Below are 14,627 nucleotides of genomic sequence, written 5' to 3' on the forward strand. Positions count from 1 at the left end.
CCGTCAGCCGTCCGTGAAGGAGATGTTTCGTTTCCCTGTCATGGCAGGTGGCCGCGTGGTGAACGCGCCCACCAGGGGGGTCTGCGCGCAGTCGAGCGCCCGGCGGCGCAGCCGCAAAAAACCCGGCGTACACGAAAACGCCCCGCACCGCACCCGCCGGTGCGGCGGGGCGGTGCGGGGCGGGCGGCGAAGGCGGGCCGGGGCAGGTCAGGTGCCGACGAAGTCGTCCAGGCGCACCGGCAGGCTGCGCACCCGCACACCGGTGGCGTGGTAAGCGGCGTTGGCCACGGCCGCGGCCGTACCCACGATCCCGATTTCGCCGATGCCTTTGGCGCCCAGCGCGTTGACGTGGGGGTCGCGCTCGTCGATCCAGTGCGCCTGCACGTCGCACACGTCGGCGTGGGCGGCGATGTGGTATTCGGCGAAGTCGCCGTTGACGGTGTGGCCGAACCGGCCGTCGACCACGCTCTCCTCGTGCAGCGCCATCGACTGCCCCATCGTCATCCCGCCCACAAACTGCGAACGGGCGGTGCGGGAGTTGACGATGCGCCCGGCCGCGAACACGCCCAGCAGGCGCGGCACCCGCACCTCCCCCGTCTCGGCGTGCACCCGCACCTCGGCGAACTGGGCACCGTAGGCGAACATGGCGTAGTGCTCGCGCTGGGGGTTGGCGGGCAGGTCGGCGACCGCTTCGGCGCCGGGTGCGGGCGCGCCGCCGTGCTGCTCGCGCAGCTTGCCGGCGGCGGCGTGGACGGTCGAGCCCCACGACATCAGCCCGGTGGAGCCGCCCGCCAGCGACGCGTCGGGCAGCGTGCTGTCGCCCAGCACCACCCGCACCTGCTCCAACGGCACCTCCAGGGCATCGGCGGCGACCTGGCCCAGCGCGGTCTGGGCGCCGGTGCCGATGTCGGCGGCGCCCAGCGACACCAGGTAGGAGCCCTCGCCCTCGTAGCGGATGCGGGCCCGCGACCCCGAAGGCGGCGGCACCACCGGGTAGGTGGAGGCGGCCATGCCCGCACCCACCAGCCACCCGTCCTCCATGCGGGCGCGGGGCACCGGGGCCCGCTGCTCCCACCCGAACCGGCGGGCGCCCTCGCGCATGCACGCCGCCAGGTTGCGGCTGGAGAACGGTTTGCCGGTGCGGGGGTCGCGTTCGGGCTCGTTGCGCAGCCGCACCTCGATCGGGTCGACGCCCACGGTCCAGGCCAGCTCGTCCATCGCCACTTCCGGCCCGAACATCCCCGGGCACTCCCCCGGCGCGCGCATCCACGTGGGCACGGCCACGTCCAGCCGTGCGGCGCGGTGGCCCGTGCGCCGGTTGGGTGCGGCATACAGCGACTCCGACGGCATCGCGGCCCGCTCGACGAAGTCGGCGATGTGCGAACTCTGCACGGTGGCGAGCACGTCGATGCCCGACAGGCGGCCGTCGGTGCCGGCGCTGAGCCGCACCCGCTGCAGGGTGGGGCTGCGGTAACCCACCAGCGCGAACATCTGCCGCCGCGTCAGTGCCAGCTTGACCGGGCGGTTCGGCAGCGCCAGCGCGGCCAGCACCGCCAGCACCGTGGGTGCGTGCAGCGGCCCCTTGGAACCGAACCCGCCGCCGACATAGGGCGCCACCACCCGGACCCGGTCGGTGCCGATCCCCAGCAGCGCGGCGACGGTGCGGCTGACCTCGCCGGCGCCCTGGGTGGACTCGTGCAGCACCAGGCGGGTGCCGTCCCAGTGGGCGATGGTGGAGTGCGGCTCCATCGGGTTGTTGTGCTGCAGCGCGGTGGTGTAGGTGTGCTCGACCACCACATCGGCGGGCGCGGCCGCGGCCGTGTCGCCGCGGCGCTGGTCGTCCTCTGGTGCGAACAGGTCGGCGCGCTGGTCGGACAGGTCGACGTCGTGGGGCAGTTGCTCATAGCGCACCCGCACCAGCGCGGCGGCGTGGCGGGCGGCCTCGAAGGTCGAGGCGAGTACGGCGGCCACGACCTGGCCGCGGTAGGCGACCTCGCCGGACTGCAGCACCGCCAGCTCGGCCGCCTTGTGCAGGCCGCCGACCCCGGCGCCGGTCTGCAACCGGGGGGCGTTGGCGTGCCAGATGACCTCCAGCACCCCCTCGACCGCTTCGGCCGCACCGGTGTCGACGTCCAGCACCCGGCCGCGGGCGACGGTGGACTGCACCGGTGCGATGTAGGCGGGGTCGGTGACCGGGTACTCGTAGGCATAGGGCGCCGCACCGGCGGCCTTGTCCAACCCTTCGACGCGGGCCGGCCCGGTCCCGACCGCGGGCCCGCCCGAAGCGGTCGTCGTTTTCACCGCTCCCCCTCTCGTGCTGGGGCACCGGCCTCGCGCAGGGTCGCGACGATGGCGGCGCGCGCCAGCGCGACCTTGAACATGTTGCCGGGCAGCGGGCGGGCCTCCGACAGCTCGGCCGCCGCGGCGGCGGCGAAGTTGTCCTCGGTGGCCGCATTGCCGCGCAGCGCCTCCTCGGCCAGCAGCGCCCGCCACGGTTTGTGGGCCACACCGCCCAGGACGATGCGCACATCGGCCACGGTGCCGTCGGCTGCCGGCTGCACCGCGGCCGCGACCGACACCAGCGCGAAGGCGAAGGAGGCGCGGTCGCGGATCTTGCGGTAGCGGGCGCGGGCGGCCATGGGCATCGCGGGCAGTTCCACGGCGGTGATCAGGTCGCCGCGTTCCAGCACCGTGTCGTGCTGGGGGGTTTCGCCGGGCAGCCGGTGCAGGCGCTGCAGCGGGATGCGGCGCGGCCCGGCAGCGCCCTGCACCACCACTTCGGCATCCAGCGCCACCAGCGCCACCGCCATGTCGGAGGGGTGGGTGGCCACGCAGTCGGGTGAGGCGCCCAAGATGGCGTGGTAGCGCTGGTAGCCCTCCAGCGCCGAGCAGCCCGACCCGGGTTCGCGCTTGTTGCAGGGTGTGGTGGTGTCCTGGAAGTAGACGCAGCGGGTGCGCTGCAGCAGGTTGCCGCCGGTGGTGGCGGCGTTGCGCAACTGGCCCGAGGCCCCCGACAGCAGCGCCTGGGACAGTACCGGGTAGCGGCTGCGGATGAGCGGGTGGGCGGCGGCGTCGCTGTTGCGGACGTTGGCGCCGATGCTGATGCCGCCCTGGTCCAGCTCCTGGATACGGTCCAGGCCCGCGTGGGTGATGTCCACGAGCAGGTCGGGGGCTGCCACGCCCAGTTTCAGGTGGTCGACCAGGTTGGTGCCGCCGCCCAGAAACGCCGCGCCGGGATGTTCGGCGACCAGCGCGGCGGCGTGCTCGGCGGTGTCGGCGCGGCGGTAGTCGAACGGTTTCACGCCCCACCCCCCGGTGCCGGGGCCGGCGCGCGGGTGGCGCCGCCGGGCTCGCCCGCGCCGGTGCGGGCGGCCTGCTGCACGGCGGCGACGATGCCGCCGTAGGCGCCGCAGCGGCACAGGTTGCCGCTCATCCGCTCGCGGATCTCCTCGGGGGTCAGTTCGGGCGCCGCCGGTTCGGCGGTGCGCGGCAGCGGTGTGGCGGCGCTGGGCCAGCCGGCGGCGGCCTCGGCGAGCACGCCGGCGGCCGAACAGATCTGGCCGGGGGTGCAGTAGCCGCACTGCAGGCCGTCCTGGTCCACGAACGCCTTGTGCAGCGGGTGGGGGCGCCCCTCGGCCGCCAGCCCGCCGGCGGTGGTGACCTGCTCGCCGTCGGCGGCTGCGGCCAGCACCAGGCAGGCCACCACCCGCCGACCCGATAGCAGCACCGTGCACGAGCCGCACTGGCCGTGGTCGCAACCCTTCTTGGGCGCGGTGTTGTGCAGGTGTTCGCGCAACGCATCCAACAGGGTCGTCCGGGTGTCGACGCGCAGCCGGTGGGCCTGCCCGTCGACCGTGAGCGTGATGTCGGCGTCCATGTGCTCCTCGCCTACCGCACCGGCCGGGTGTTTCCCCGCCCCGCTGACCCGGGCGCGGCGGGGTAAACACCCGGACCGGCTGCGCAGAGCCCGGCGCCGCGGCGCCGGTCAGGGTGCGGCGACCGGGCGGGCCCCGTTCCAGCCGCTGAGCAGGGCGTCGACGTCGCGGGTGCAGCCGCCGCAGCCGGTGGTGGCGCGGGTGGCCTCGGCGATGGCGGGGCGGGTGCGGGCCCCGTCCAGCCACGCCGCCTCCAACCCGCTGCGGGTGACGGCGTTGCAGCGGCACACGGTGGGGTCGGCCTCGGCGGCCTCCTGCTCGGATCCGGGTGCGCCGCGGCCGGTGAGCAGCGCCAGGCGGTCGGCCGGCACCGGGGTGCCGCTGTCGTAGAGCTGGGCGATGGCCGCGGCCGGTTCGGGAAAGCCCAGCAGCACCGCACCCACGACCTTTTCGCCGCGCACCGACAGTTTCGCGTAGCGCCCGCCGTGGGCGTCGGCGATGGTGACGGTTTCGGCGGTGTCCTCGGCTTCGGCCTCGCCCATCGACGTCAGCTCGATCCCTTCGGCCTTGAGCCGGGTGATGGGGCGCGCGCCGCTGTAGCGGGCCTGGGGGCGGGCGCCGGTGAGCAGGTCGGCCAGCACCGCGGCCTGCTGCCAGCCGGGCTGGACCAGCCCCGCACCGCCGCCGGGGTGCTGGGCGCAGTCGCCGATGGCGTGCACCCGGGAGTCGCTGGTGGCCAGGGTGTCGTCGACGACGATGCCGTGCTCGGTGGCGATACCGGCGCCGGCGGCCAGTTCGGTGTTGCCTTTTACCCCGGCGGTGACCACGACGGCATCGCCGGGCAGGACGCGGCCGTCGTCCAGTTCCAGGCCGGTTCCCGGGATCCAGCGGGCGGCCACCCGCCAGGAGTGCACGGCCACCCCCAGGTGCCCGTACTGCTCGGCCAGGATCTGGGCGGCGGGCCGGTCGATCTGGCGGCGCATGATCCAGGGTGAGGACTCCACCAGCGCGACCCGCATGCCGCGTTCGGCCAGGGCGCGGGCGGCTTCCAGGCCCAGCACGCCGCCGCCGAGCACGACCACGGGACCGCCGGGGCGGGCCAGGGCCGACAGGCGGCGGCAGTCGGCGGCGTCGCGCAGCGCGGTGACGCCGTCTCCGGGGGCGCCGTCGGCCGCGGCCAGGCCGGGAATGGGCGGGAACGCGGCGCGGGCGCCGGTGGCCAGCACGAGTTCGTCGTAGTCCAGGCCGGTGCCGTCGTCGAGTGTGACGCGCCGCGCCGCGGTGTCCACGGCGGTGGCGGCGGCGCCGGTGCGCACGGTCACCGACGCCGATTCGGGCACGGGCAGGCGGATGTCGTCGGGCGTGTAGCGGCCGGCGAGCACGCCCGGCAGCAGCACCCGGTTGTAGGCGGCCTCGTCTTCGGCGCCCACCACGGTGACGGCGACGCGGTCGCCGGCCGGGTCGCGGCGGGCGGCCTCTTCGGCGAAGCGGGCGCCGACCATACCGTTGCCGATGACCACGATGCGGCGGGCGGGGTGGTGGACATGTCGGTCCATGGCGTGTCGGTGCCGGCCGGGCGCGGGTGCGCGCGGGCGGCACCGGCCTCCCTTCCTGTGCCTGTGTGCCTGATGAGCCTGGTGGAGCCCTCGCCCCGGCGGGCTCAGCCGCCGGCCGGTGCGGGGCCGGTCTCGGTCGGGTCGGCCTTTTCCAGCCGGATGGCGCTGACCTTGAACTCGGGCATGCGGCTGGCGGGGTCCAGCACCGGGTTGGTGACGTTGTTGGCGGCCTGGTCGCCGCCGTAGTGGAACGGCAGGAACACGGTGTCGGTGCGGGCGTCGGCGCGGTGGCGCACCTGCGCCAGGGTGGCGCCGCGCCGCGAGACCACCTGCGCCCAGTCGCCCTCGCCCAGCCCGGCGCGGTGGCCGGTGTCGGGGTGGACCTCCACGTAGGCGGCGGGTTGGGCCCCGGCCAGTTCGCCGATGCGCCGGGTCTGGGCCCCGGACTGGTAATGGCCCATCAGCCGGCCCGTGGTGGCATACAGCGGGAAGTCGGCGTCGGGTTGCTCGGCGGGGCCGCTCTGGCCCACCGCGGCGAACCGCGCCCGCCCGTCGGGGTGGGCGAATCCGTCCAGGAACATCCGCGGGGTGCTGTCCTGGGGGCCCGGCACCGGCCAGAACAGTTCCTCGCCGGCGTCCAGCCGCTGCGGGCTCACCCCGCCGTAGTCGGCGCGGCCCCCGGCCGAGGCCCGGCCCAGTTCGGCCAGGACCGCATCGGGCCGGTCGGGGAAGCGTTCGGCGGGCTGGCCCAGGCGGGTGGCCAGGCCGCCGATGACCTCCAGGTCGGTGCGCACCCCCGCAGGCGGCGCCAGCACGGCGCGGCGCCGCAGGATGCGGCCCTCCAGGTTGGTCATCGTGCCCTCTTCTTCGGCCCATTGGGCCACCGGAAGCACCACATCGGCCATCGCCGCGGTTTCGGACATGACGAAGTCGCAGACCACCAGCAGGTCCAACGCGGCGAGCCGGTTTCGGACACGCGCGGAGTCGGGTGCCGAAACCGCCGGGTTGGACCCGAACACGAGCATGGCGCGCGCACCCTCCTCGGTGCCCAGCGCCTCCAGCAGTTCGAAGGCGCTTTTGCCCGGGCCAGGCAGCTCCTCGGGCGCCACGCCCCACACCCCGGCGACGTTGGTGCGGGCGGCGGAATCGTCGATGCGGCGGTAGCCGGGCAGCTGGTCGGCTTTTTGGCCGTGTTCGCGCCCGCCCTGGCCGTTGCCCTGGCCGGTGATGCACCCGTATCCCGACCCGCGGCGGCCGGGCAGGCCCAGCGCCAGCGCCAGGTTGATCCAGGCCGAGGCGGTGTCGGTGCCGGTGGCGTGCTGTTCGGCGCCGCGCCCGGTCAGCACATAGGCGCCTTGGGCGCCGGCCAGCAGCCGGGCGGCCTCGCGGATGCGGTGGGCGGCCACGCCGGTGACCTGCTCGGCCTGCTCGGGCCAGAACGCGGCCGCGTGTTTGGCGGCCTGTTCGAAGCCGGTGGTGCGCTCGGCGATGTAGTCGGTGTCGAGCAGGCGCTGGGTGCGGGCGGCGTGCAGCAGCCCCAGCGCCAGCGCCGTGTCGGTGCCCGGGCGCGGCGCCAGGTGCAGGCCGCCGTTGTCGGCGGCATAGCGGGCGGTGGCCGAGCACCGCGGGTCGACCACGATCAGCCGCGGCCCCGACAGGTGGCCCATCATCGGCGGCATGGTCTCGGCGGGGTTGGCCCCCGCCAGCAGCACCACCTCGGCCCCGGCCAGGTCGCTGAGCGGGAAGGGCAGGCCGCGGTCCAGGCCGAAGGCGCGGTTGCCGGCCGCGGCGGCCGAGGACATGCAGAACCGGCCGTTGTAGTCGATCTGGGAGGTGCCCAGCGCCAGGCGGGCGAACTTGCCCAGCAGGTAGCTTTTCTCGTTGGTCAGCCCGCCGCTGCCGAACACCGAGACGGCGTCGGGGCCGTGCTCGCTGCGCAGTGCCGCCAAGGAACCGGCGACGCGGTCCAGGGCGCTGTCCCAGTCGGTTTCGGTGAAGGTGCCGCTGCGGCCGTCGCGCACCAGCGGCCGGGTGAGGCGCTCGGGCGAGTTCAGCAGTTCGGCGGCGGTCCAGCCCTTGCGGCACAGCCCGCCCCGGTTGGTGGGGAAGTCGGCGGGGCGGGTGGCCGGGGCGCCGCCGGGTCCGGTCTCGACGTGCATGGCGCACTGCAGCGCGCAGTAGGGGCAGTGGGTGGCGGTGCTCATCGCTGCCCCGCCCCACCGGTGCGCACCTGCGGGGCGCCCGCATCATCGGCCGCCTGGGTCGGCTCGGCCGCCTCGGCCGCCTCGGCCGTCTCGGCGGCGGCCGGGGGCCGGCGCAGGTAGACGCGGTAAACCACCACCAGGCAGACCAGGTAGAAGACCAGGAACGCGACGTAGGCCGGCACCGCTCCGCCGAAGGCCATGAACGACTGGCGGAACACCAGGTTGATGGCCACCCCGCCCAGGGCGCCCACCGCACCGACCAGCCCCAGCACCGCGCCGCAGATGCGGTCGGTGCGGGCCTGGGCGCGGGCGCGGTCCATGCCGGCGGCCACCAGGTTCTGGGCCTGGGCGGCATAGACCGCCGGGATCATCTTGTAGGTGGAGCCGTTGCCGATCCCGGTGAGCAGGAACAGCACGATGAACCCGGCGGTGAACAGCGCCAGCGACTGCTGCAGCGAGGCCGCCACGACCACGCCGGTGCCCGCGGCCATGGCCGCGAAGTTGGCCAGCGTCACCCGCGCTCCGCCGAACCGGTCGGCCAGGCGCCCGCCGACCGGGCGGATCAGCGACCCCAGCAGCGGGCCCAGGAAGGTCACGGCCGCGGCCTCCAAGGGGGTGCGGTCGAACTGGTTCTGCAGCAGCAGCCCGAACCCGAACGAGAACCCGATGAACGACCCGAAAGTGCCGATGTAGAGGAAGGAAATGATCCAGAAGTGGCGGTCCTTGGCGGCGGCGATCTGGGCGCCGGGGTCGGCGCGCAGGGTGGCGAGGTTGTCCATGCGCCACCACGCCACCGCGGCGGCCACCAGCAGCAGCGGGACATACAGCAGGGCCAGCACGTAGCCCTGCGAGGCACCCAGCGCCGCGATCACCCCCAGCCCGGCCAGCTGCGCCGCGGCCACCCCGACGTTGCCGCCGCCGGCGTTGAGGCCCAGCGCCCAGCCCTTGCTGCGTTCGGGAAAGAACGCGTTGATGTTGGCCATCGAGGAGGAGAAGTTGCCGCCGCCCAATCCCGCGGTGGCCGCCAGCACCACGAACAGCCAGAAGGGGGTCTCGGGCCGCGTGATCAGCACCGCCGCCACGGCGGTGGGCACCAGCAGCGCCCCCACCGACATCAGGGTCCAGTTGCGGCCGCCGAACGCGGGCACCGCCAGCGTGTAGGGCACCCGCAGCAGCGCCCCCACCAGCGACACCACCGACACCAGCAGGAACTTCTGTCCCGGGGTGAAGGAGAACCCGGTCTCGGGTGTCATGAACAGGGTCAGCACCGACCAGATACTCCACACCGAGAACCCGAGGTGCTCGGCGAAAATGGAGGCCCACAGGTTCCGGTTGGCCACGCGGCGGCCCGAGGCGTGCCAAAACGCGGTGTCCTCGGGATCCCAATGGGCGATCCAGCGCCCGCGGGTGCGCGGCGGCGACGTCGTCTTCCGTGCGGTCACGTCCTGGCCTTCCTCGATCGGCGGCGTTGTTCGCGCAACGTGATCGACGGTAGGCAGCCGGAGTTGCCTGGACGTGTCCCGCCGTAAAACTCGCGAAACGGACCGCTCACCGCACCGTCATCCCCACGGTGAAGTCGCCCGCGCCCTGCGCGCCCGCGCCCGGTGGGGGCGCGGGCGCGGTTCAGGCGGTAGGGGCGGCGGCGCGGCGCAGCAGCCGCACCAGCACGCCGTGGGCGGGTGCGAACAGGTAGGCCAGCGCAAACGCCGACGCCTGGGCGACGACGATGGCGCCGCCGGTGGCCACGTCGGCGTAGAAGCTGGCGTAGGTGCCCAGCACCGCGGCGGCGGCCGAGATCGCCGCGGCGATGGCCAGCATGCGTTCGAACCGGTCGGTGAGCAGGTAGGCGGTCGCGCCGGGAATGACGAGCATGGCCACCACCAGGATGATGCCCACCGCCTGCAGCGCGATGACCACGGTCACCGACAGCAACCCCAGCAGCAGCGCCTCCAGGCGGCGCGGGTTCAGCCCGATGGCGTGGGCGTGGACCGGGTCGAAGGCGTACAGGGTCAGGTCGCGGTGTTTGAGCAGCACCGCGGTCGCGGTCAGCCCCGCCATCACCAGCACCTGGACGATCTCGGCGTCGGAGGCGCCCAGCACGTTGCCGAACAGGATGTGCATCAGGTCGGTCTGGGAGGGCACCCGCGAGATCAGCACCACTCCGACGGCGAACATCGCGGTGAACACGACCCCGATCGCGGCGTCCTCCTTGACGCGCGAGGTCCGGTTGACCGCGCCGATCAGGGCGACCGAGCCGGCGCCGAAAACCAGTGCACCCACCGCGAAGGGCAACCCCAGCAGGTAGGACAGCACCACGCCGGGCAGCACCGCGTGGGAGACCGCGTCGCCCAGCAGCGACCAGCCGGTCAGTGTCATCCAGCACGACAGCAGGGCGCAGACGATACCGGCCGCGACGCCGACCAGCAGCGCGCGCTGCATGAAACCGAACTGCAGCGGCAGGGTGATCCACTCGGCGAGGGCGCTCATAGGCCACCGCCGCGGCCGTGCGCCACGTCCCGGCCCTCCGGGATGTCGGTGCCGAGCCCGAAGGTCTGGGCCAGCCGTTGGGGGGTGAGCACCTCGCGGGGGGTGCCGTGGGCGAGCAGGCGACGCTGCAGCAGCACCGCCTCGTCGCACCACTGCGGTACCCCGGCCAGGTCGTGGGTGGAGACCACCAGGGTGTGGCCGTCGTCGCGCATGGCGGCCAGCACCTGGGCGATGGTGTGCTGGGAGCGGCCGTCGACACCGGCGAAGGGTTCGTCGAGCAGCAGCACCCGCGCGCCCTGGGCGATGGCGCGGGCCACGAACGCCCGCTTGCGCTGGCCGCCGGAGAGCGCGCCGATGGGCCGGTGGGCGAGGTCGCTGAGCCCGGTGCGTTCCAGTGCCCGGGCCACGGCGCTGCGGTCGGCTTTTCGCGCCCGGCGCGCGGGGCCCATGTGGCCGTAGCGGCCCATCATCACCACGTCGGCCACACGCACCGGGAAGTCCCGGTCGACCTGTTCGGACTGGGGGACATAGCCCACCAGCCCGCGTTTGCGCGCGGCGGCGGGCGAGGCGCCGAGGATGCGCACGCGGCCGGTGCCGGCGGTGGTGCGCCCCAGCACGGCGGTGATCAGGGTGGACTTGCCCGAGCCGTTGGCGCCCAGCAGGGCGCAGATGCGGCCCTGGCCCAGGGTGAGGCTGACGTCTTCCAGGGCGGTGGTGCGGCCGTAGTGCACGCTCACCCCCGCCACCTCGATGGCGGGCACGCCGGATACGTCGCCGGCACCGGGCGCGGCGGGCGCGGTGGTGGGGGCGCAAGCGGGCGGGGGCTCCTCGGTGCTCACTGGGGGTCCTCCTGGCGGGTGAGTCCGGCGGCGATGGCCTCGGTGTCGTGGCGCAGCAGGTCCAGGTAGGTGGGTACGGGCCCGCCGGGGCCCGACAGGGAGTCGACGTAGAGGTCGGGGCCCAGCTCGGCGCCGCTCTCGGCGGCGACCTGCTGCTGGGTGCCGTCGTTGGCGGTGGTTTCGCAGAAGACGGTGGGCACGTCGTTGGTGCGGACGAACTCCGCGACCGCGGCCGCGTGGCGGGGCACGGCCTGGGTGCCGGAGTTGACCGCCCACAGGTAGCGCTCGGCCAGGCCGGCGTCGCGGGCCAGGTAGGAGAAGGCGCCTTCGCAGGTGACCAGGGCGCGCCGCGATCGGGGCAGCTCGGCCAGGTCGGCGTCGAGGCCGGCGCCGATGCGCCCGATGCGGTCCTTGTAGTCGGCGGCCGCGGCGGCGTAGGCCGCGGAGTGGTCGGGGTCGAGGCCGCTGAGCGCCGCGGTGATGTTGTCGACGTAGATCAGGGCGTTGTCCGGCGACATCCAGGCGTGCGGGTTGGGTCGGCCCTGCAGGCCGCCCGAGGAGATCGGGATGGTGTCGACGCCCTGCGACAGGGTGGCGGTGGGGGCGTCGATGCGGGCGGTGAACTGGGTGAACCAGGCTTCCAGTCCCAGCCCGTTGTGCAGGATGAGGTCGGCGCCGGTGCCGCGGACGAGGTCGTCGGGGGTGGGTTGGTAGGAGTGGATCTCGGCGCCGGGGCGGGTCAGCGACTCGACGGCCGCGTGGTCGCCGGCGACGTTGGCGACCATGTCGGCCAGGACGGTGAAGGTGGTCAGCACGGTGGGGCGGCCGGTGTCGGCGGCGGGCGGGGCCGGCGGGGTGCAGGCGGTGGCGGCGGCCAGGGCCGCGGCTGCCGCCAGGGCGCCAACGCCGCGGGCCAAGCCGGTTAAGCCGCAGCCATCTCCAATGTTTGGCACCCCTAACTATTACCATAGGCCTGCCGGATCTCAATGCGGCCAGGTGTGCGCGGCGGGCGGCAGTACGGCGCCCCCGCCGCGTCCGCACGCGGGTGCGGATGTCGCGACGGGGGCGCCGTGGGTGCAGGCGGGGTGTTTCCGGGACCCTCAGCTTTGGGGGGCGGGCTCGGCCTCGCCCTTGGCGGCGGCGCTGAGGCGCTCGGCGTAGCCGTCCATCACCCAGGGGATGGTCAGCGGGTTGGGGGTGGAGATCGCCATCGACTGCTCGGCGTCGTCGTAGGCGATGTAGCCGCCGTTTTGCACCGCGTCGACCTTCTGGAAGACGGCATTGTCCTCCAGTTGCTTGCGCTCCTCGGCGGAGTTGTACCACATGACCAGCACGTCGGCGTCGATCTTGTCGGCGTTTTCCATGCTCAGCGTGCCGTAGAACTGGCCGTCCTCGACCGGGAGGTCCTTGGCGAAGCCCGCCGGGGTGAAGCCGAGCTGCTTCATGAGGATCGGCCGGGCGTCCTTGCCGATGTAGAAGCCGAGCTGGCCGGTGGAGGGCATGAGGGTGCCCACGGCATAGGTCGTGTCCTTGAACTCGGGGTGGTCCTTGGCCAGGCCGTCGATGTAGTCGGAGGTCTCCGCGGCGATCCGCTCGGCCTCCTCCGGCTTGCCCACGGCCTTGCCGATGGCGGCCGTCTGGTCCTTCCACGAGGTCATCCAGGGCTCGTCCAGGTACGGGACGGTGGGGGCGACCTGGGAGAGCTGCTCGTACTCGGCCTTTTCCATGCCCGACTGCACGCCCAGGACCAGGTCGGGGGCGAGGTTGGCGACCTGCTCGGCGGAGATGCCGTCGTCGGTGTTGATCAGCTTGGGCTTGTCGGCGCCCATCTCCTCCAGTTTCTCCAGGTCCCAGGGCAGGTAGCCCTCGTCGTCGCCGGCGTAGGTGGAGGCGTTCATGCCCACGGGGACGATGCCCAGCTCCAGGAGCGTGGCCTCGTCGGACCAGCCCACGGTGACGATGCGCTCGGGCTTTTTGTCGACGGTGGTGGAACCGTAGGCGTGCTCGATGGTCACCGGCGACCAGTCGCCGCCGGAGGCGCTGCCGTCGGCCCCGGATCCGGAGGGCGCTCCGCAGCCGGCGGCGAGCAGGGCCGCGGCGGCCCCCATCAGGGCGGTACGGGCGAGGGGGGCCGCGGCCCCCGAAAGCGAAGGCATGGGTGGGCCTTTCTCAGGTCAGCGTGACGATTACCGGCCGCCGAACGCGGCTAGGTGAGGCTACCCTAACCCACCATCCGCCCGTTTTGTCACCTGGGGCGCCGCAGAAACACACCCGCCTTCACCAGGGCGCATTCGGTGGGGCCGTCCGCGAGCGGCGCACTCGGGTGTGCTCCGCGCGAAGCGCCGCGGGGCGCGGGGCGCTGCGTTGGGGCCGCGCTTACTCGGCGGGCTCGGCCATGATCGCCGAGCGGGGCGGGCGGGACGGACGGCGCACCGGCCCTGCGGAAATACCCAAATATCAAAGCTGAGATGGGCATTCCTGCATGATCATCGCCGGAAACCCGACAAGGCCGCACAGTGGACCGGGCCGACCACCCCACACGGGCTCACCCCCCACCCCCTGGGACGGCACCGGGTGCCCGGCCCGCGCCCCGCTCGGCGGCGGCCGCGGCCCGGCACCGGCAAGGGCGGAGCGGCCCGGGGGGCGATAGGCGGGCCGGTGGCCGCATACGGACAGCGCACACCCCTAGGTCACGCTCGGCAATCGGGTCTAGGGTGATCACCGTTCCTCCCAATAGCACCAATTCAGACAAAATACCCCCAGGATATCCCCCCATGATCGAACAATTCGCCTACGGATGGACAACTCCGGTAATTGCCTATGTCGTCTCGTTCCTGGGCTCCCTCGTCGGATTGCAGGTGGCAGGCCGCGCACGCCAAAGCCAAGGCGCGCTGCGCGCCGGATGGCTCGCACTGGCCGCATTCACCCTGGGCGCCGCCGCAATTTGGGCGATGCATTTCATCGCGATGATGGGCTTTTCCGTCCAAGCCATCACCCTGCGTTATGACGTGGTACTGACCCTGGTCAGCGGGCTGGTCGCCATCGCGGCCACCGCCGCCGCCCTCACCTGGGCCACGGCCCGGCCCGGCTGGCCCTCGGTGCTGGGCGGCGGCCTGCTCATGGGCGCCGGCGTGGCCGCAATGCACTACCTCGGTATGGCCTCCATCGAAATGCCCGTCCGCATGCACCACGACACCCCGACCACCGCAGCCGCGGTCGCCATCGCACTGGCCGCCTCCGCGGCCGCCCTGGTCTTCGCGCTGCGGCTGAAAGGCCTGCGTGCCGCACTCGGCGGCTCGCTGATCATGGCGGCGGCCGTTTCGGCCATGCACTACACCGCCATGTCCGGCGTCAGCGTCGGCCCCATTCCCCAAGACCCCCTCGCCGCCCCCACATCCGGGGCCACCATGATGGACTTCTTCCTACCGGTGTTCGTGGGCCTGGGCTTGCTGCTCATGATCATCTCGCTGATACTGCTGCTCTCGCCCGGCGAGGAGGACGAACCCCAGCGGCGCGCCAGCCCCACCCCGCAGGACGCCGGCGCGGCCGACTCCGTATTCACCCGCAGGCACTGACCACCCCGCCGCCGACCGCACCAGGGAGCCCGCATCGATCCCGCACTGCGCGGCGCCCTGGAGGGCGCCGCCGCCATCAACGCCTTCTTCG

The 14,627-nt window shown here is 73.6% G+C and carries 11 protein-coding genes; 1 reads left to right on the forward strand and 10 read right to left on the reverse strand.

Annotated features, from left to right (window positions below):
- Positions 1–207: 207 nt before the first annotated feature.
- The 10 genes from ACYVD5_RS13440 to ACYVD5_RS13485 form a co-directional block, all read right to left on the reverse strand.
- Entirely contained in the window at positions 208–2,301 is a 2,094-nt protein-coding gene (locus ACYVD5_RS13440; protein ID WP_461001349.1) for a xanthine dehydrogenase family protein molybdopterin-binding subunit, read from the reverse strand.
- The gene (locus ACYVD5_RS13445) at positions 2,298–3,302 is read right to left on the reverse strand and encodes an FAD binding domain-containing protein (protein WP_461001350.1); all 1,005 of its coding nucleotides are present in this window, start codon (positions 3,300–3,302) and stop codon (positions 2,298–2,300) included. The genes ACYVD5_RS13440 and ACYVD5_RS13445 overlap by 4 nt, the downstream gene beginning before the upstream one ends.
- Entirely contained in the window at positions 3,299–3,877 is a 579-nt protein-coding gene (locus ACYVD5_RS13450) for a 2Fe-2S iron-sulfur cluster-binding protein (protein ID WP_461001351.1), read from the reverse strand. Before ACYVD5_RS13450 ends, ACYVD5_RS13445 begins: the two co-directional genes overlap by 4 nt.
- Before the next feature lie 108 nt (positions 3,878–3,985).
- Positions 3,986–5,431, reverse strand: coding sequence for an FAD-dependent oxidoreductase (locus ACYVD5_RS13455; protein WP_461001352.1), 1,446 nt, complete (start codon positions 5,429–5,431; stop codon positions 3,986–3,988).
- 104 nt (positions 5,432–5,535) lie between these two features.
- A complete protein-coding gene (locus ACYVD5_RS13460) occupies positions 5,536–7,635 on the reverse strand; it encodes a molybdopterin oxidoreductase family protein (RefSeq protein ID WP_461001353.1) in 2,100 nt (699 codons plus the stop codon).
- Positions 7,632–9,077: an MFS transporter gene (locus ACYVD5_RS13465; RefSeq protein ID WP_461001354.1), complete on the reverse strand. Its 1,446-nt coding sequence runs from the start codon at positions 9,075–9,077 to the stop codon at positions 7,632–7,634. The genes ACYVD5_RS13460 and ACYVD5_RS13465 overlap by 4 nt, the downstream gene beginning before the upstream one ends.
- A gap of 181 nt (positions 9,078–9,258) precedes the next feature.
- Entirely contained in the window at positions 9,259–10,122 is an 864-nt protein-coding gene (locus ACYVD5_RS13470; protein WP_461001355.1) for a metal ABC transporter permease, read from the reverse strand.
- On the reverse strand, positions 10,119–10,883 hold the full coding sequence (locus tag ACYVD5_RS13475) for a metal ABC transporter ATP-binding protein (protein ID WP_461001386.1): 765 nt from the start codon (positions 10,881–10,883) through the stop codon (positions 10,119–10,121). The genes ACYVD5_RS13470 and ACYVD5_RS13475 overlap by 4 nt, the downstream gene beginning before the upstream one ends.
- Before the next feature lie 74 nt (positions 10,884–10,957).
- Positions 10,958–11,878 carry a metal ABC transporter solute-binding protein, Zn/Mn family gene (locus ACYVD5_RS13480; protein ID WP_461001356.1) on the reverse strand — a complete coding sequence of 307 codons (921 nt, stop codon included), beginning with the start codon at positions 11,876–11,878 and terminating at the stop codon, positions 10,958–10,960.
- A 183-nt stretch (positions 11,879–12,061) separates the two neighbouring features.
- Positions 12,062–13,117: an iron-siderophore ABC transporter substrate-binding protein gene (locus tag ACYVD5_RS13485; protein WP_461001357.1), complete on the reverse strand. Its 1,056-nt coding sequence runs from the start codon at positions 13,115–13,117 to the stop codon at positions 12,062–12,064.
- 618 nt (positions 13,118–13,735) lie between these two features.
- Here ACYVD5_RS13485 and ACYVD5_RS13490 point away from each other — a divergent pair.
- The gene (locus ACYVD5_RS13490) at positions 13,736–14,536 is read left to right on the forward strand and encodes an MHYT domain-containing protein (RefSeq protein ID WP_461001358.1); all 801 of its coding nucleotides are present in this window, start codon (positions 13,736–13,738) and stop codon (positions 14,534–14,536) included.
- Positions 14,537–14,627 lie beyond the last annotated feature (91 nt).

Source organism: Streptomonospora sediminis (genome assembly GCF_054778995.1).